This window comes from Sorangiineae bacterium MSr11367, assembly GCA_037157805.1.
GTDB lineage: Bacteria > Myxococcota_A > Polyangia > Polyangiales > Polyangiaceae > Pendulispora > Pendulispora rubella.
The window spans coordinates 11,084,911-11,102,864 of the sequence record CP089983.1; the positions used below are offsets into that span (position 1 = coordinate 11,084,911).

Genomic DNA, 17,954 nt, shown 5'->3' on the forward strand with positions numbered 1-17,954 from the left:
CGGCTATTCCGTCAGGAGCTCGTCCTCGACGAGGGACTCGAACAGCTTGCCCTCCTTTGCGTGGGCGACGACGGTGGCGCGGTCGATGCGGGGAGCGATGCGTTCGGGCAGATCGGCGATACCAAGGGCGGTGACGGCTACGGCGGCTGCACCGCTGGCCAGCAACCCCGGGGAGACCTTGTCGAGGGTGTCGCCGGATTGATGGTGCACTTCGAAGTAGTGCGTCGCATCCACGTCGAGGTTGAGGGTGGGCACGCCCTCGAGCCAAAATGGACAATGGTCCGATTGGCAGCTCATCTCCGTTTGGAGCGTGTCGGCGCCGAGGCCCGACAGCCATGATTTGGCCAGCGGCCCGAGGCGCTGGGTCACGTCGGGGCGGCCGTCGGCGATCCATCCTTTGGGCGGGCCGGAGCCCAGATCGGTGTTGAGCACCATCACGGTGCGATCGAGTTCGCCCGCGTGCGCCTTCACATAAGCGCGCGAGCCCAAAAGGCCCTGCTCTTCGCCGCCCCACAAGGCAAACCGCAACGTGCGCTTCGGTGCACGGCCGAGGGCGCGGATGGCCCGCGCGGCCTCGAGCACCGAGGCGACCCCCGTGCCATTGTCTTGCGCGCCTGTGCCGAAATCCCATGCATCGAGGTGCGCGCCCACGAGCACGATCTCGTCGGGGTGCTCGGAACCGCGGATGTCGGCCACGACGTTCGGCACCTTCGCCGGTCCGAGCAGGGGGCTCGGGTTGGAAAGCTCGAGGGTCACTTGCCCCTTCTCCACGGCGCGCTGCACCACGGCGCCGTCTTCGAGGCTGATGTCCAGGAGCGGCACCGGTAGGGGTTGCTCACGCGGGAACAGCCCGGCGTGCGCGAGCATCACGTGATTGGGCTTCGGCAGATGAAAAACAATGGCCGCTACCCCCGCCTGTGCGAGCGTCTTGACCGCGCGGAGGCGCGCAAGCCGCTTCTCCCGCACCATCGCGCGGCTGGAAAGCATGACGATGGCGCCGCGCAATTCGCTTTCGCGCAAGCGCATCGAGTCTTCGAGATCGAGCACCAGCACGCGCCCGCGCACGCCGCCTTGGGGCATGGGCGCGGACCATCCCACCGCCGAAACGTGGAGCGGCCGCTCCAGGGGCGCGAGCATCCGCGCCCGCGCCTCACGCCGCTCCCAGCCGTGCGAAATCGTGAATTCCTCGATGCGCGCCCCCTCGAGCCCCGCGCGCCGGAAGCTTTCCACCGCCCAGCGCGCAGCCCCGGCGAGAACCGCCGACCCCGTGAGGCGCGGCCCATGCGCATCGGACAGATCGCGCACGTAATCGTAGGCGTGGCCGCCCACCAAGATGCTTCCCGCGAGCCGTTGAAGCTCGGACTCCGCCCCGGCGGGGAACACGAGGGGCATGGGAGCCTTTGCCTCGCTCGAAGACGTGGACGGGGCCGCGGGATGCTGCGGCCCTGCACACGCACTCGCGAGGCAAGCCGCAGCAACGATCAGACACGTGCGCATTGCACCATCGTATATCGGTGGTGCACAGGTTCGTCGAGAGCGTTACTCGACCGTGACGGTCTTGGCCAGATTGCGCGGCTGGTCGACGTCGGTGCCTTTGTAATCGGCAATGTAGTAGGCCAGCAATTGCAGCGGCACCACGGTCAGCAGTGGCAAAATCTCCGGCTCGACCTCGGGTATCTCGACGACGTCGGGCTCCGAGAGGGCGAAGGACTGGCGCGGTGAACGCGAAGGGATCTGCGAAATGCTCGGTGTGACGAGGCGCGCCACCTCGGCATCGCCTTGGGTGCAGACGGCGATCACGATGCCCTCGCGTGCACGCACCTCTTCGAGGTTCGACACGGTCTTCTCGTAGTGGGCGTCTTTGGGGCACAAGACCACCACGGGCATCTCTTCGTCGATGAGCGCGATGGGGCCGTGCTTCATCTCGCCCGCGGCATAGCCCTCCGCGTGGATGTACGAAATTTCCTTCAGCTTGAGCGCGCCCTCGAGGGCAATCGGGAATCCCGTGCCGCGTCCCAAAAAGAGCATGTCGCGCGAGCGGTGGAACTTCTTCGCGATGAACTGAATCTTGTCCTTTTGCTCCAACACGGTGCGCATGTCGTGCGCGCCCCGCAGCAATCCGCCGAGCACGCGGCGGGCTTCGTCTTGCACCAGGGTGCCGCGGCGGCGCCCGAGGTAGACGGCCAGCATGAGCAACGCGGCCAGCTGCGTGGTGAAGCACTTCGTCGAGGCCACGCCGATCTCCGGCCCGGCATGCGTGTACAGCGCACCTTCCGACGCGCGCGGGATCGCGCTGTCGAGCACGTTCGCCACCGCGAGCACGTGCGCGCCCTGCGCCTTGGCGGCCTTCACCGCGGCCAAGGTGTCCGCCGTCTCACCGCTCTGGCTCACCGCCACGACGAGATCCGTCGGCGTGAAGACCGGCTCGCGGTAGCGCACCTCGCTGCCGATTTCCACGGTGGAGGGCAGCTTCGCGAGCTGCTCGACCCAGTAGCGACCGGCCATCGCCGCGTGCGCGCTGGTGCCGCACGCCACGAAGTAGACGCGCGTGATGCTCTTCGCCAAGGCGACGGAGATGCCGATTTCCTCCGGCACCACGTCGGCCTCGCTCACGTTGATGCGCCCGCGGATGGTGTCCTCGATGGCGCGGGGCTGCTCCATGATCTCCTTGAGCATGAAGTGCTTGTACCCGCCCTTTTCGGCCTGCGAGGCGGACCACTCGATGTGCCGCGCGGCGCGGGTGACCAAGGTTCCATCGAGCTTCGTGATGGTCGCGCCCGATTTGCGGAGCACGGCCATCTCGCCGTCCTCGAGGAAGATGACGTCGCGCGTGTGCGCCAGCAGCGCGGGGATGTCGCTCGCCGCGAGCATCTCGTCTTTGCCCACGCCGATGACCAGCGGCGAGGAGTCTTTGGCCACCACGATCTCGTCGGGGGCATCGCCGCTGACCGCGGCAATGCCGTAGGCCCCCTTCACGCGGCCGAGCGCGCGGCGCACCGCCTCGCCGAACGAAGGCGCGCCCTCGGTCATCGCCTCTTGAATGAGGTGGGCCACGATTTCCGTGTCCGTGTCGCTGCTGAAACGCGTGCCCTTCGCCTCGAGCTGCTGGCGCAAGGCCGCGTGGTTCTCGATGATGCCGTTGTGAACGACCGCGACCTTGCCCGCGACGTGCGGATGGGCGTTCGCCTCGTTGGGACGGCCATGGGTGGCCCACCGCGTGTGGCCGATGCCGATTCGGCCGGCGAGCGGATTCTTCGCGAGGGCTTGATCGAGGTTGGTCAGCTTGCCGACGGCGCGAACGATTTCAACGCCGCGTCCCGTGTGAAGGGCGAGCCCGGCCGAGTCATACCCGCGGTATTCGAGCATCCGCAGACCATCGACCAGAATGCCTGCACACTCTCGTTCGCCAACGTAAGCCACGATTCCGCACATGTTCGTCGTTCTCCTGTTGCCTAGCTTGGATGGAAAGGCGGGCAAGAAGGACTCTAGCCCGGATGACGCGCCGTGGTGACCCGTCATCCGGGCTAGGGCCGGTTTTGCCACAGTCGGGAGAGGAGAGCCCGCTTGTGTCGTGTCGTAAACGCCTGAACTGCTTTCCGCGATCGTTTCGTAGGATGAGGAAACTGGGAATCGCGTGGCGCTGCGCTACTTTTCGCACGTGAGCGGAGGCACCTCGCTCGGGGACATGCCGTCGGCGATGAGGCGGGCATTCGCGAACACCATGCGGAAGCGATCGAGGCGCGTGGCGATGGAATCGCTGCTCGTGCGCTCGTCGCCGTCCATCGCGCTTTGACTCACCACGCCCACGACCTCGTGACCGCCGCGCGCGAGCAGTGGGCCGCCGGAATCGCCAGGGCAAATCGATGCATCGAGCGAGAGGGTGCCCGGGCCGATCGCGGCGACGGTGCCACCACGACGCACGGAGCGGTGGATGCCGTCGGCCGAAAGCGCGCAGCGGCCAAAGCCGACCGGATCCACCGGCTCACCGATTTTCGGCGGGCCGTCGAGGCGCGCGGTCATGGTGCCCAGGCCCACGAGCTTGCGTTGGAGGACGAGGATGGCGAGGTCGCCGGCGCCGCCCGATTCGCCGCAGGGCGGCGCGACCACGTGGGTCACGCCCACGTAGCCCCACGCGAGGTAGTCGCCCCCCAGCTCGATGCGGACATCCTTTCCCGCGAGTGTCTTTCCGGTGAAGCCGCCCGACGGACCGCGCTCGACCACGCAATGGTGGGCGGTGAGGACCAGGTCGTCTTCCACCAAGGTGCCGGAACAGGTGACGTGCCGGCCCACGACGCGCACGACGGCGTCCTCCGCCGTGGCGATGGCGAGGGGCGGCGGAAAGAAGCGCGGAGCCTTGTCCTCTTTGACGCGGGCCGCGGCCACGTACGACATGGAGGGCGCAGCGCAGGCTGCGGTACACGCGGCGAACATCGCCGCAAGCGCGGTTCGACTCATTGCAGGGTGAGCCGCGCCTCTCGGGTGGCATTGTGGTACGCGACCGCGCTCGCCTCCGGGTGCGCGGGGGCGTCTTCGACGCCGAGGGCCACCAGCTCGTGAAGGATCGCCGCCCGGCGTGAGGCCGAGGCGAGCAGCGACATGGTGCACTCCCCCGCGCTGCACGCGTCGAGCACGCGGTACTCGGCCGCCAACGCATCGGCCGAGCGGCCCTGATCGAGCAGCGCACGCGCGTACACGTGCTCGAGCTCCGGATTGGAGCGAACCGCGCGGGGTGCAAACTCGATGGTGCGAAGCGCAAGGCCTGGGGCCCGAACATCGAGGTACGACTGAGCCAAGACGCGGCGGGCCACCGCATCCTCCGGGTGGAGCGCCACCTCCGACTCGAGCGCGCGCAGCACGAGCTGGTCATCGGAGATGACGGGCTTTTCGCGCTGAACGCCGCACGCGAGCCAAAGCACGCCGATCGCGGTGAGAAGAATCAGGTTCCAACCCCGCACGTCCATCACGTCGCTCCTGAGCATGACACACCCTCGAAACGCTGACAGCCATGGATGCTCGAAGTTCCCGCGAGGGAGGCTTCTTTCGATTGGACGTACAGGATCCTCGAATCTTCGCTGTGCTGGCACCGCGGCAGCGAGGCGAAACCGGCGAGGCCGGCGCGAATGTAGGTCCAGGAAGCTGGAACGCCCAGCACCGTCCTGTCGACCGTCACGTTCCCGAGATACCTACATCTACGGTGGGCTCTTCAAGCTTGCTCCAGTTCGCGCCGGAGCTCGCCGAGGAACCAGTCGCCCACGGCCCGGGTTCCAAGCTCGCCCCCGACGTCCCGGGTGCAGCGGCGTTCCTGGATGCCCCGCGCCACGAGCGCCTCGATGCGCGCCAGTTCGGCCTTGTGTCCCAGGTGCTCGAGGAGCATGCCCACCGTGAGAAACGAGGCAAACGGATTGGCCAGGTCCTTCCCGGCGAGCGGCGGCGCCGAGCCATGGACGGGCTCGAACAGCCCTACCCGCTTCGGATCGGAGGCGTGCAGGCTGGCGCTTCCGGCCATACCCAGGCCGCCCTGCAGACCGGCGCCCAGATCGGTGACGATGTCGCCGAACAGGTTGTTCGTGACGATGACCTCGAAGGGCGACGGATCCTGGACGAGGTAGAGGCACAGCGCGTCGATGAAGACGTGCTGCGGCTTGATCTCCGGGTAGCGCTTGGCCACCTCGAAGAAGCAGCGGTACCAGAGCTCGTGCGCATGCTGCATCGCGTTCGACTTGTCAGCGAGGTGCACGGTCTTCGCGCCGTGCGCTCGCGCGTACTCGAAGCCCGCGACGATGAGCCGCTCGACACCTTTTCGCGTGTTCAGGTCCTCGTTGATGGCAATTTCGTCGGCGGTGCCGCGTTTGAATTGGCCACCGACATTGACGTAGATGCCCTCGGTGTTCTCACGAAAGACGACGAAGTCGACGTCCTTCGCGCCGCGGTTCTTGAGCGGCACGAGCCGGTCGTCGAGCGCTTTGACGGGGCGGATGTTCGCGTACAAATCGAGTCCGAACCGAAGACCGAAGAGGATGTCGCGCGCATAATCGAGATTGCCCACGCGCGGATCGCCCAACGCCCCGAGCAGCACCGCGCGCGCCTCCTTCGCGATGCGGTCGGCGACGTCCTTGGGGAAGGTCGTCTTGTCGCGCAAATAACGCTCGGCGCCGAGATCGAGCTCCCAGAGCTCGATGTCGACGCCGGCTTTGTCGCGGTAAAGTTCCAGCACGCGACGCGCTTGGTGAATGACCTCGGGTCCGATTCCATCTCCCGGCAGCAGCGCAATGAGCTCTGACATGCCGGGAGACGCTAGCGTTACTTCACGGAGACGTCATCTACGCGGAACGAGGTCACCAACGACGAATCGGTGGTGGCGCGGAACTGCAGCCGTACCGTTTGGCCCGCGTACGCCGAAAGGCTGTACGGTCCGCGCTGCGTGTAGGTGCCTGCGGCGGCCTTATTGAGGTTGCTGAAGGTGGCCAAGGTCCCGAGCACGGTGCCCGAGGAGTTGAGGACCTCGACGTACAACTTGTCGTACTGGGTCGTGGTCGTCGTCTCGGACGAGCTCACATTGAGCCAGAACGTGAGGTTCGGCGCACCGCCGCTCGGGATGGCCATCGGCTGGTATTCGCTGCCGGCCGCCGAGTTGTAGGCGCCGAGGATGCTGTACCCCGTGCCTCCGTGCGGGTAGGCGCCGGTGGAGTGGTACGCATCGCCGGAAAGCGTCCACGGGCTCGCGCTTCCTTCGAAGCCGCCGTTGGTGACGAGCTCACTGCCTCCTCCACCGCCGGTGAGCGTGAGGGTCACGGGCACGTTCACCGGCGTGTTGCTGGCACCGGTGGCGGCGACGGTGATGGTCCCGTTGTAGGTTCCCGCGGCGAGGCCCGCGATGTCGACGGAGGCGCCCGATGTGGAAGGCGCCGTGCCGGAGGTGGGCGAGACGGTGAGCCACGTGGCGTTGTCCGACGCGCTCCAATTCAGGGTGCCGCCGCCCGTGTTGGTGATGGACACGTTCTGATTGGCCGGGTTCGCCCCGCCCACGGTGCCGGAGAACGAGAGGCTCGAGGGGCTGACGCCGATGGTCGGCTCGGTGGGTGTGCCCGCCGTGGCATTGTAGAGGACCAACGCGAAATCTTGGTCCGTGGTGTCGGCGTTGCCGGGGACGCCGTCGCCGGCGATGTTCGTGGCGCGCACGGTGACGGTGAAGTTGCCCGACGTGCCGGCGGGCAGGTACACGCCCTCGACGTTGTTTTTCCCATCGGCGGTGCCACCCGAGGTGGAGTTGCCGCCGCTGAAGACGTTGCCCTTGTAGGTGGTGCCGCCGACGCTGACCTCGAGGTCCAAGTTGTTGACCCAGGGCGCACCGGTGGTGGGCCCTGCGGCGTCGGTCCATGCGAGGGTGACGCGGAAGGGTTCCGTCGAGGTGGGGATGGAACCGGTGACGGTGTACGTCTCGCCGGTGGCACCGAGCACCTGCGTCTGATCGACGAGGATGCGCGCGACGCTGTCGAAGGCGCGGCTCAAGTTGACCCGGCCCCAGCCCTGGTTGTTCGAGGGCAAGGTGTCGTTCGCGCCGACGCCGGCCATGCGCGTGGCGCTGTTGAGGAGATACGCTTTCACGATGGCGGGCGACGGTGCGGGTCGGCCCTTGTTCAAGAAGTCCTGGTAGACGAGCGTGGCCGCGCCGGCAATGCCCGGCGTGGAGTGCGAGGTGCCGCTCGACCATCCGTAGAGGGTCTGCCCGGCGGGGAAGTACTTGTCGCAAACGGAGCTGCCGTCGTAGTTCGACTGCGGAACGCCCGCGATGACGTGGGTGCCCGGCGCGACGATGTCCGGCTTGATGCGGCCGTCGCCTCCGGCGCTGTTCACCGGCCCGCGCGAGGAGAAGCTGATGATGTCGTCGGCGCTGTCCGCGCCCGAGGCCGCGATGGCGCAACCATCGGTGGCGGAGGGGCGGACGTTCTCACTCGCACCGACGGTGATGACGTTCTTCGCCGTCGATGGGCTGGAGACGGTGTTGGCCCCCGAGCCGCTGTTGCCGGCGGCGAAGACCACGGTGTACTGCTGCAAGCCGGCCACGCTCGACTGCGCGTCGCGCACGATGACGTCGTACTCCTGCGCATTGACGTCGTACTTGCGCGCGGCCGTGCCGGTGTAGCCCCACGAATTGGTCGAAAGGCGCGCACCTTGGCCATAGGCGGTGTTTTCCCATGCGGTGGACGTGGAGGTGCCGTTGCCGAAGATCGCGGTGATGCCGACCCTGGCGTAGGGCGCGATGCCGAGGCCATAATGGAAGCCGTTCGCATCGGTGAACGCACTGCCGGTGCCGTTGTTGAAGCCACCGACGATGTGCGAATTGAGAAAGCCGTGGCCTCCCTGCACGCCGGTCTGGCTCGTGGGGTTGTTCTCGAAGGCGATGCGCCCGTCGGGAAGATCCGCGTGGCCGTTCAAGTCGTAGGCGTCGTCGGCCACGTTGACGGAGAAGGCGAATTGCCCGCTGGCGGCGAAGCCTTTGCCCTCGAGCCACGAGAGGTAGCCCGGGCCGGTGGGGCCCGGTGCCCGAGAGGTTGCCCGCTTGGATTTGGCCCTGCACTTCGTCGAGGCGCTCGCGGGGGAGTACCTCTTCGACGTGGAACACGTACGGCTTGGCCGCAATCGTGTCGATCTGCGAGGGGCTCACCAGGAGCTCCACGTTGTGGAAGTCGAGCACGCGGTGCATTTGCACGCGGCCCTGGGCGAGCGAGGCGAGATCCGCCAATTCGGCCGCGGCGTCAGGGCCATCGGGGACTTGCACGACGACGTGCAGCGGCTTCGCGGCTCGGGCGGTCTGGGCGGCCCGCAGTTCGCTGGAAACGCGGTACGCGGGGTGGTAATCGCCGACGTATTGCACGTGCGGGTACTTGGCCTCGAGGTTCAGTAGCTCCGCCGCCGCTGCGCCGCGCGCACGCACGACGTACGCGTTCTCCGGGACATAGGAGACGATCTCCAGGCCGTGGTTTGCGAGCTCGCTCCGCCATGCGTCGCGCACGGGGCCGACGAATTGCACGAGGTAAAGTCCCGATTGGGGCGCGCGCGACTCGGCGCGGGCGCTGCGCAATTCGTCGCGACGTTGGGCCCACGGAAGACGCGACTCCACGTCGTCGGGGCGGCGGGTGTCGAGCTGCCAGCCCTCCAACGTGATCGCGTTCATGTCGTCGCGAACCTCGAGCCCTCGTGCTGCCAGTGCGGCGCGACCGCCCGAGGCCTTCTCGTCGACGAGGAGCAAATGGAAGGCGCCGTAATCGACGTCCCCCACCACGCCGCCGAGGGCGCGGGCCGCCTCGACGTTTTGACTTTGTACAACGATTTTCACCACGCCGGGCAACCGCGCGCGGCTCATCGTGGTGTCTGGCGTTTGCGGCGGACCGACCTCCCCGTTCGACGTGCCATCGCCCGCGCCACTGGCGCAAGCTGCGAGTGCCAAGGCCGCAGAGCCAAGCGCCGCGAAGATGCGCGTGCGCCTCCCCGCAAAACGTGCCAGGCCGTACCTACCTAACCGTTCCGTCATGTTGCACCCCTTGCTCGGTTAAACTTAGTTTAACTTCTCAAAGCGCACTCTACGTTTAAAAGACGCAGGGGTGTCAAGCCAGGACTTCGGCTGGCGCCATTTGCATTCGATTGGAGATCGGTCGCTTGGAACGGCGACGAATCAGCGACGGCGTCGACGACGCACGAGCGCCAATGCGATCGCGGAGGCGCCGACCAGCGAGAGCCCCGATGCGGGCGCTCCCGTACCGGTCGAGTGGCATCCGCATCCGTCGTCGGAAGAGTCCAAGTAGTAGATGGGAGGCTTGCCCTGCCCCGCGTCACGCTTGCCGGCGTCGTAACCGCTGTCGACCCCCGCATCCGTGCCACCATTGCCCACGAGCAGGACGAGCTGCGCTTTGCTGCCCTCGAACGACTCGCTCTCTTTGAACTCGGCCGCGATGGTGTACTGGCTATTGAGAAGCCGCCGCGAATCGATGACCGCCGTGCCATTCGGACCCACGGGAACGGTGCCGAGCAAGATGCCATCTTGCCGAAACTCGACGTTGCCCTTCACCGCGGCGCCGCCAGCCACCGCCGAAACCTTCGCGGTAAGGGTGACCCACCCGTTCTTTGGCCCGGGGATCTTCGACGACGTGAGCACCACGCCCGTAGGAGCCTTGTTGATCTTGTAGACGAAGGTGCTGGATGCACTCTCGAAGACCTTGTCGGGATCTTCGAACGAGACGCGGATCGAACGCGCGCCCGCCGCGAGCGTCGACGTCTTCAGCGACGCACGCCCCTGCGCATCGAGCACGCTCTTTCCGAGCAACGTGGGCGGCGTCGTGGTGGCATCCTCGAAGGTGAGATTTCCCTTTGGAATGGCGTCACCGGTGACGATGACGACCGCGTCGAACGAGACCGCCGTTCCGAACGCCACCGGCCCGGCCGGCGACACGACGACGGACACGCTGGTCTGCGTGAACTTCACGTGCTGCACGTGCACGAGGGAGGTGCTCGCGTTGAACGATGCATTGCCGGCGTACGTCGCCGTGAAGGAGTAATCCCCCACTGCAAGCGGGTTGACGGTGAAGCTGGCACGACCATCGGCGTCGACTTCGACGGTGCCGAGATCCGTCGTCCCCTGCTTGAAGGTGACGCTGCCCGCAGGCTTTCCCGCGCCCGGTGCCACCGGGGTGACGGTGGCCATCAAGGTGAACGGCTCCACGGGCGACGCGGGATCCTTCGACGAGGCGAGCGCCGTCGCCGTATCGGCACGAACGACGTCATGGTTTGCGGAGGCATCCTGCGCCGCGTGGTAATCGTCCCCGCCGTAGCGCGCGACGATGGCATGTCGCCCGACATCGAGCTCGGAAAGCGACGCCGCCGCATTCCCCTTGGAATCGAGGATCGCGGTGCCGAACACGGTGCCATCGCGCAGGAACTCGACGGTCCCCGTGGCGAGCTGCGGTGTGTCGGGCCCAACGTGGGCAGTGAACGTGACGAGTTGGCCGAAGCGCGACGGACTCGCATCGGCGGACAGCGCAATGGTCGCCGGCTGCGGCTCGTAATAGGTAAACGCGCCGGCCTTCGTGGTGGTCGTCGCATCGCTGTTCGTGACCGAGACGTCCACCGCGTGCGGCGAAGCGCCACCACCGGTGTACGCCGGCGTCGTCGCGTGCAGCGTGAACTCGTCGTCGACGACCACGTCGGTCGCAGCCACGCCGCCCATGGCGACCTTCGCATCCGCGCGAAACCCTGCACCGCGAAGGGTGACCGCGGTGCCACCGCGCACGGGCCCATAATTGGGCTCCACCTGGCGAACGAGCACATCGCCGCAACCCGCGACGTCGAGCCGATACTTACCGCCCGCGCCGTCCGCCGTTTCCGTGACGACGACAGTGAAGTCCGAGAGCACGGGCGCATCGAAGGAGAAACTCTGCTTGGGCGTCGTCTGTACCACGGCATTGCTGGTTCCACCCGCAAACCCCGCCGTGACGTTCGCCGGATCGAACGACGGCACATAGCCTGCCGCCGAGAGCGCCCCTCCGTCCGAGGTGAGCGTGAGGGTCACACGAATGCACGTCTGCTCCGTGCGATTCTTGAACGTGTGCGCCTCGTATCCGTACGACCCCTGCGTGGTCCGGGGCGTCGCGACCGGTTTCCCACATTGCCCCGCCTCGAAACCCTGCGTAATGCGCCCCGTCTGCCTTGGGTCATTGGGTGCCGGCTCGATCTCGCCCGTAACAACGGGCCCACAGATCTTCGGCGGCTCGGCCGCCCCCGCCGCATGCACAGTGAGCCACAGACCAAACGCCACGAACGCCGCAACGAGCCACCTAAGCATGGATCCACCTCGCTAAATCAGTCCGCCCCCATCCCCAAAGAAGCGCAGCAAAGTTGCGCCTGTTTGAAGAGTACCATGAAACGAGGCATGCCCTAGTCCTGCGAGGGGCTACCTTGACGCGAACCCTTGCCGGCCGCTAGCGCTGATACGGTGCGATCGGCACTATCCGGATGCGCTCCTTTTGCACTCTCTCCAGGTATGTCCATGCGCAACGTTCTGACGCGACGAAATGTGCGAGCCGGTGTGCTCGCGGGTATTGCCGGTTGCCTCTACGTTGCGGCCTGCAGTGATTCAGACAATGCCGCGCCAACCACGCCAGATGCCGGTAAGTTCGACGTCCTACAACCGCCGTCTCTCCCGGACGCCGAGCCCGTGCGCCCATGGGTTGTTGGGGGACACAATCACGTGTGCGCGCTGCTCGAAGACGACAGTCTACGATGCTGGGGTCGAAATGCGTTTGGGGAACTAGGCAACCCACCCGTCATTACGGAAGCGGACGGTGGGTACGCATTCGACGGAGCGACGGTCTTCTCGTGGCAGCCCCTACGCCCAGCAATGACAAAAGCATCGGCAATCGCCCTTGGAGGCCTAGGCCAATGGCCGCAGGACCCAGCGGCTACGTGTGTCATTAATGAGGGACGGGTCTTTTGCTGGGGAGCGGATACCAGCGGCGCGCTTGGTCGAGGGCCCGAGAGCGAGGCTACTGCAACACGGCCCCACCCTGAGGCGGCACTTGTCCAGCAACTACCACCTGCAGAGCAGGTCGTCACGAATGGCGAATCGTCCTGCGCGATCAGCAACGTTGGCGAAGTTTGGTGCTGGGGCGTACTCCACTTGAGAGGAAAAGCGCGAACTCCCCAACAGATCCCGCTTCCAAGTGGTCACACGGCGACTCAACTCTCTATCGGCCAGCAACACATATGCGCAGTTCTCGAAGACAAGACAGTGGCTTGCTGGGGGTGGAATACGTTTGGACAACTCGGCCGCGTCAAGGCCGACGCAGACCCGGACGGTGTCACTCCATTTCCAACCTTGGTGCCGTCACTGAGGGATGTGCTCCAGATCGCGACAGGATCTTTCGCGACATGCGCCCTAACACAATTTGGCGGGGTCCTATGCTTCGGTGCTGGAAACGGGTACGGAGAACCCGGTGTGGAAGCACATCCTCTGCCCCACCGGATGTCTTTGCCCGAAGACCACTTCATCACCCAGATCGTCGCCGGCCGATACCACATGTGCGCGCTACTCAGTATTGGTGATGTTTGGTGTTGGGCGTCGAACTACGAAGGTGAGTTGGGCTTCGGCGAATTCGACCCCGATGGGTCGAGGTTCACGCCTGAGTACTCCAACGTCCCCGTGAAGGTTCAGAGACTCCCGCTGCCGGCAAAGGCCATTGCGGCCGGGTCCTCATTCACATGCGCAACCCTCGAGGATCACAATGTCTGGTGCTGGGGCGACGACCCTAGAGCCGCCAACGAGCCCCGCCCCTCGAAGCGAGAGCTACGACCTCGGAAAATCGGCTTCTAGTTTCACCATCCTCGCCATGAAAGAAAAAACGGGAAAAGGTCCGCAGACCTTTTCCCGTTTTCGTGTCGTAGGACGAGACGTCGACTACGCGCGACGGCGACGCACGAGCATCAGTGCGAAGCCGAGACCACCGAGGAGCGCCATCAGGCCAGAGGCCGGGGTGCCCGTGGTGTTGCAGTCGCAACCGCCGCCTTCGGTGCTGGCGTTGCCACCGTTACCGCCGGAGCCGGAGTCGACGCCGCTGGCGTCGGGCTTGACGGTACCGCTGTCGGTGCCCGCGTCGGGCTTGCCGGAGTCGGTCCCCCCGTCAACGCCGCCACCGCCGACGACCTGGTCGATCGAAGGCGACGTGGAGGTCGCGTAGTTTGTGTCGCCCGAGTAGACCGCCGTAACCTTGCGCGTACCTTGCGGGAGCTTCACGCCCTCGACCTTGGCAGCGCCCGCCGCGAGGGTAACCGGGAGGCCGATCTTCTCTTCGCCGTCCATGAATTGAACGGTGCCCGTCAGCGCCACACCATTTTGCACGTTCGACGAGATCGTAGCCGTAAAGGTCACCGCTTCACCCACTGCGGATCCGGGCTTTGAGGACACCACAGTGGTCGTCGTAGGCGCCGGCTTGACTTCGAACGGTAGCGTGGCGGTGCCAGCCGTGTAGTTTGGATCACCGCTATAGACCGCCTTGATGATGTGCGTGCCACCGAGCAGCTTTCGCGCGGGGAACGTGACTTCACCAGCATTGAGGGGAACAGCCGCACCAACGTTCTGGTCATCGATATTGAGCTGGATGGTCCCAGTCGGCGCCGAAGCACCGGCGCGAGTGGCCACTTTGATATTCAAAGTGACATCCTGTCCGTACGTCACGTCTGCCGGAGTGGGCGTGATCGTGATGTCGGGCGCCGTCGCCGTGACGTTCTGGATCACCGTGGGCAGCGGGCGGCCTGGGGTCGGATCTGGCGTCGGCAAGAAGTTCTCGTCCCCGCTATACCGAGCCGTAATGGTGTGCTGCCCCACGGCCGCGTAAGTTCTTGGGACAGACGCTCGCCCGTTCACCATCGTCACCGGCGGAAGGTCGGTGCCATCTTCATTGAACGTCACCGTGCCGGTGGTATTCGTTGCGTAGGGTCCTCGGACGATGGCGGTGAACGTGACTTCATCCCCCGGGCCGGACGGATTTTGTGAGGAGGTCAGTGTCGTCGTCGTAGGCGACCTGTTTACGATGAGCGTGGCAATTGCGGACTCGGCCGGGTTGTAAAAAGCATCCCCCACGTAAGTCGCCTTGTACTCATGCGTACCGACGGAAGCAGCTCCGATCACGATTCGGCCCGTCGAGTTGGCGGGATTGATCTGCCCACCGCCCAGAACCCTCGTCCCTTCCAGGAACGTAATGGAACCTGTCGGTGCATTCGGATTTTTCGCCGGGGTGATCGCACCGATGAGGCTGGGCCCTTGGCCGTAGACAATGATCGCGGGTGACGGCGTCAGGGTGAGCACCGTGTTCGCCTTGTCGTAGTACGTGAACCCGTTCGGCTTCACCACGGGATCTCCCGGGCCCGCCGTTACGGCAACGTCGACCGCGTGCGGCGATGTGCCACCACCGGTATAGGCGGGCGTCGTGACACGGATCTCGAACTCGCTGACGAACTGGAGGTTCGTGCCCAGAACACCGCCAAAGGTTACCGTGGACTCCGGCCTGAAGCCGGCGCCCTTGATGGTCACCTCGGTGCCGCCTGCCGACGGGCCGAAGTTCGGGGAGATCTCACTGATGAGGATCCTGCCGCAGCCTTCGACCAACAGGTCGTACGTGCCACCGCCGCCATCAAACACTTCGTTCACTACGACCACGAAGTCTTTCAGTGCGGGCACCTTTACGCGAAAAATACGGGTGTTGGTATTCGGGTTGGTGCCCGGGCTCGCAATATTGCCGGTGTGACCAATGAAGTTCGTAGCGATGTTCGCTGGGTCGAACGAATCGACGTATGCCACAGCGGACAATCCACGGCCCGAATTGACATCGCCCGTCGCCTTGAGCGTGATCACCATGCAGGCGTCGGCGCCCGGCGCCCGATTCTTGAAGGTGTACTTGTCGTAACCGAACTGCCCCTGAATGATTCCGGGAGCTGGCACTTGGCCTTCGCACGTAGTTGCAGCGACGCCCTGATTGATGCGGTTCGTCTGCTTCGGGTCACCCGGCGAATCGATCTGTCCAGAGAGCGGCTGCGGGCAAGTTAGAGGAGGCGGTTCTTGCGCCCCAGCGGTCCCGGCAATGAGCCAGAGACCGAAACCCACTATTATACCAATTAACCACCTAAGCATGGGTCACACCTCGCTATTGGAAAAGAAGGAGTCCTCTGAATACCATGCGGTTGTACGATTCCGTAGTTTTATGCATGCCTCTGGTAGGCGTTTTTTTACGCATAAAACGCCACCTGAGGCGTCTCAGAACAGCTGTTTCACCGCACTTCGAGTAAGGCAGAGCCGTCGGCGGGAAGCGTCGGATCTACCGGATGGGGAGGGCTTGACTTCGAGCGCACTCTAACTCCTATCGATCGTGCCCAGACAGGAGATGTGAGGCATGGCGAATCAAACCACGAAGACGCGGAAGCTGGGCAAGTTCGATGTGTCGGCCCTCGGATTGGGTTGCATGGGCATGAGCGAATTTTACGGCGCCAGCGATGAGGTGGAGTCGATTGCCACGATCCATCGCGCGCTCGAGCTCGGCGTGACGTTGCTCGACACGGCGGATGCATATGGCCCGCACACCAACGAGGTGCTCGTCGGACGTGCCATCAAGGACCGGCGGGACAAGGTGTTTCTCGCCACCAAGTGCGGCATCGTCCGCGATCCGAAGAATCCGAACGTGCGCGGGATCAATGGGCGGCCGGAGTACATCCGGCAATCGTGCGACGCGAGCCTGAAGCGCCTCGGCGTCGACCTCGTCGATCTGTACCAGTTGCATCGGGTCGACCCGGAGGTGCCCATCGAGGAGAGCGTCGGGGCGATGGCCGATCTCGTGAAGGCCGGCAAGGTGCGCGGCATCGGGCTCTCGGAGGCGACCGCGCAGACGCTTCGGCGCGCGCACGAGGTGCATCCCATCACCTCGATTCAAAGCGAGTACTCGCTCTGGACGCGCGACCCCGAGGAGGACGAGATACTTGCAGTCTGCAAGGAGCTCGGCATCGGCTTTCTCGCCTACAGCCCGCTCGGGCGCGGTTTCTTGACCGGGCAGTTCAAGCGCTTCGAGGACTTCGAGGCCGACGACTACCGCCGCTTCAACCCGCGCTTCCAGGGCGACAACTTCCAGAAGAACCTCGACCTGGTCACGCAGATTGAAGGCCTCGCCCACAAGAAGGGGTGCACGGCCTCGCAGCTCGCGCTCGCCTGGGTGCTCTCGCGCGGCGAATTCATCGTGCCCATTCCGGGGACGAAGCGGCGCAAGTACCTCGAGCAAAACGTGGCCGCGCTCGAGGTCACCGTCACGGCGGAGGACCTGGAGACCCTCGACGCCGTGTTTCCGCCCAGCGCCGTCTCAGGCGAGCGCTATGCTCCGCACATGATGGCCACCTTGCGAGGTTGAAATGGTGAGCTCGCCCCAATCCGAACGAAGAAAGAAGGACACGATGACGATGCCCGGCGAGCAAGAATGGACCATCCGCGAGGTCGCCGAGAAAACCGCGGTGACGGTGCACACGCTCCGCTACTACGAGCGCATCGGGCTCCTCTCCGGCGTGCCTCGCTCTGCGAGCGGTCACCGTCGCTACGGTGAGGCGGAGGTGCGCTGGGTCGTCTTCTTGCGCAAGATCCATCAGACGGGTATGCCCATCCGGCGCATGCTCGAATACGCACGTCTTCTGCGCCGTGGCGAATCCACGGTGCGCGAGCGAAGGCTCCTTTTGGAAGCGCACCGCGAAGAGGTCGAGCAGCGGCTCGGCGAGCTGCAGGCGAACCTCGACATTCTCAAGTGCAAGATCGCGATGTACGAGAAGATGGAGCAAGAGACCTCCAGCGGCCCGTCACCCTTCGAGTTGCGCGCCAAGGCGGCAAACGGCAGCTAGCCCGTCTCGAGGGCGGCAAGAAGTGCCTTGGCAGCGCCGGTCGTGCGATCGCGGGCGGCGTCGTTCAAGGCGAAGCCGCCCTCGGCAGGGGGAAGTTCGTCGTCACGCACGATGAGCGACCCCACGGCCTTGGCCTGAAAGAACGCGAAGAGCGCGCGGTAGGCGTGGTCCACCTCGGGCCCGTGCGCTTCCAAGCGGATCGTCGCGATGCCCAGCGCGGGTTTGCCCGCGAGAGCATCGGGCGGGATCAGGTCGACCAGCGCTTTGAGCGCGCCGGAGTACGTGGCCTTGTAGACTGGCGTCGATAGAACGATGGCCGCGGCCGACTTCACGGCATCGACGAAGGCCGCGATTTTCGGGGCGCTGGTGCGGCCGTGGAAGACGTCCTCGGCGTCGAAGTCGCCGAGGGAAAAATGGCGCGCGGTCCATCCCGCGCCCTGGAGGGCGTGGGCAACGGCACCGGCAACGAAACGCGAGCGCGAGGTGGACGACGGACTGCCGCCTACGAAGACGATGTCTCGACTCATGGTATTTTCCTT

General features: G+C 65.4%; 12 protein-coding genes. 3 read left to right on the forward strand and 9 right to left on the reverse strand.

Annotated features, from left to right (window positions below):
• Positions 1-3 precede the first annotated feature (3 nt).
• The 6 genes from LVJ94_43025 to LVJ94_43050 all read right to left on the reverse strand — a co-directional run bounded on the left by LVJ94_43025 (position 4) and on the right by LVJ94_43050 (position 8,457).
• Positions 4-1,392: a M20/M25/M40 family metallo-hydrolase gene (locus LVJ94_43025; protein WXB03666.1), complete on the reverse strand. Its 1,389-nt coding sequence runs from the start codon at positions 1,390-1,392 to the stop codon at positions 4-6.
• 147 nt (positions 1,393-1,539) lie between these two features.
• Positions 1,540-3,432, reverse strand: a complete 1,893-nt coding sequence (gene glmS, locus LVJ94_43030) for a glutamine--fructose-6-phosphate transaminase (isomerizing) (GenBank protein WXB03667.1) — start codon at positions 3,430-3,432, stop codon at positions 1,540-1,542.
• A gap of 213 nt (positions 3,433-3,645) precedes the next feature.
• Positions 3,646-4,455, reverse strand: coding sequence for a S1 family peptidase (locus tag LVJ94_43035; GenBank protein ID WXB03668.1), 810 nt, complete (start codon positions 4,453-4,455; stop codon positions 3,646-3,648).
• The gene (locus LVJ94_43040) at positions 4,452-4,979 is read right to left on the reverse strand and encodes a hypothetical protein (protein WXB03669.1); all 528 of its coding nucleotides are present in this window, start codon (positions 4,977-4,979) and stop codon (positions 4,452-4,454) included. Before LVJ94_43040 ends, LVJ94_43035 begins: the two co-directional genes overlap by 4 nt.
• Positions 4,980-5,203: 224 nt before the next feature.
• Positions 5,204-6,283: a 3-isopropylmalate dehydrogenase gene (locus LVJ94_43045; protein ID WXB03670.1), complete on the reverse strand. Its 1,080-nt coding sequence runs from the start codon at positions 6,281-6,283 to the stop codon at positions 5,204-5,206.
• A gap of 17 nt (positions 6,284-6,300) precedes the next feature.
• Positions 6,301-8,457: a S8 family serine peptidase gene (locus LVJ94_43050; protein WXB03671.1), complete on the reverse strand. Its 2,157-nt coding sequence runs from the start codon at positions 8,455-8,457 to the stop codon at positions 6,301-6,303.
• 103 nt (positions 8,458-8,560) lie between these two features.
• Here LVJ94_43050 and LVJ94_43055 point away from each other — a divergent pair, with 103 nt between their 5' ends.
• Complete coding sequence (locus LVJ94_43055; protein WXB03672.1) at positions 8,561-8,905, forward strand: hypothetical protein; 345 nt, start codon at positions 8,561-8,563, stop codon at positions 8,903-8,905.
• 768 nt (positions 8,906-9,673) lie between these two features.
• Here LVJ94_43055 and LVJ94_43060 read toward each other — a convergent pair.
• Together LVJ94_43060 and LVJ94_43065 are read right to left on the reverse strand one after the other, a co-directional pair.
• Positions 9,674-11,836, reverse strand: a complete 2,163-nt coding sequence (locus tag LVJ94_43060; GenBank protein WXB03673.1) for an Ig-like domain repeat protein — start codon at positions 11,834-11,836, stop codon at positions 9,674-9,676.
• A 1,611-nt stretch (positions 11,837-13,447) separates the two neighbouring features.
• The gene (locus LVJ94_43065; protein ID WXB03674.1) at positions 13,448-15,676 is read right to left on the reverse strand and encodes an Ig-like domain repeat protein; all 2,229 of its coding nucleotides are present in this window, start codon (positions 15,674-15,676) and stop codon (positions 13,448-13,450) included.
• A gap of 259 nt (positions 15,677-15,935) precedes the next feature.
• Here LVJ94_43065 and LVJ94_43070 point away from each other — a divergent pair, with 259 nt between their 5' ends.
• Complete coding sequence (locus tag LVJ94_43070; GenBank protein ID WXB03675.1) at positions 15,936-16,937, forward strand: aldo/keto reductase; 1,002 nt, start codon at positions 15,936-15,938, stop codon at positions 16,935-16,937.
• Between the two features lie 43 nt (positions 16,938-16,980).
• Entirely contained in the window at positions 16,981-17,415 is a 435-nt protein-coding gene (locus tag LVJ94_43075) for a MerR family transcriptional regulator (protein ID WXB03676.1), read from the forward strand.
• Here the strand turns inward: LVJ94_43075 and LVJ94_43080 are convergent.
• Entirely contained in the window at positions 17,412-17,942 is a 531-nt protein-coding gene (locus tag LVJ94_43080) for an NAD(P)H-dependent oxidoreductase (protein ID WXB03677.1), read from the reverse strand. The genes LVJ94_43075 and LVJ94_43080 overlap by 4 nt on opposite strands.
• Positions 17,943-17,954: the final 12 nt, after the last annotated feature.

Coding starts and splice junctions, on each gene's coding strand:
- LVJ94_43080 (WXB03677.1), bottom strand. CDS start 17,942: ATGAGTCGAGACATCGTCTTCGTAGGCGGCAGTCCGTCGTCCACCTCG.
- LVJ94_43075 (WXB03676.1), top strand. CDS start 16,981: ATGACGATGCCCGGCGAGCAAGAATGGACCATCCGCGAGGTCGCCGAG.
- LVJ94_43045 (WXB03670.1), bottom strand. CDS start 6,283: ATGTCAGAGCTCATTGCGCTGCTGCCGGGAGATGGAATCGGACCCGAG.
- LVJ94_43065 (WXB03674.1), bottom strand. CDS start 15,676: ATGCTTAGGTGGTTAATTGGTATAATAGTGGGTTTCGGTCTCTGGCTC.
- LVJ94_43040 (WXB03669.1), bottom strand. CDS start 4,979: ATGCTCAGGAGCGACGTGATGGACGTGCGGGGTTGGAACCTGATTCTT.
- glmS (WXB03667.1), bottom strand. CDS start 3,432: ATGTGCGGAATCGTGGCTTACGTTGGCGAACGAGAGTGTGCAGGCATT.
- LVJ94_43070 (WXB03675.1), top strand. CDS start 15,936: ATGGCGAATCAAACCACGAAGACGCGGAAGCTGGGCAAGTTCGATGTG.
- LVJ94_43025 (WXB03666.1), bottom strand. CDS start 1,392: ATGCCCCTCGTGTTCCCCGCCGGGGCGGAGTCCGAGCTTCAACGGCTC.
- LVJ94_43060 (WXB03673.1), bottom strand. CDS start 11,836: ATGCTTAGGTGGCTCGTTGCGGCGTTCGTGGCGTTTGGTCTGTGGCTC.
- LVJ94_43035 (WXB03668.1), bottom strand. CDS start 4,455: ATGAGTCGAACCGCGCTTGCGGCGATGTTCGCCGCGTGTACCGCAGCC.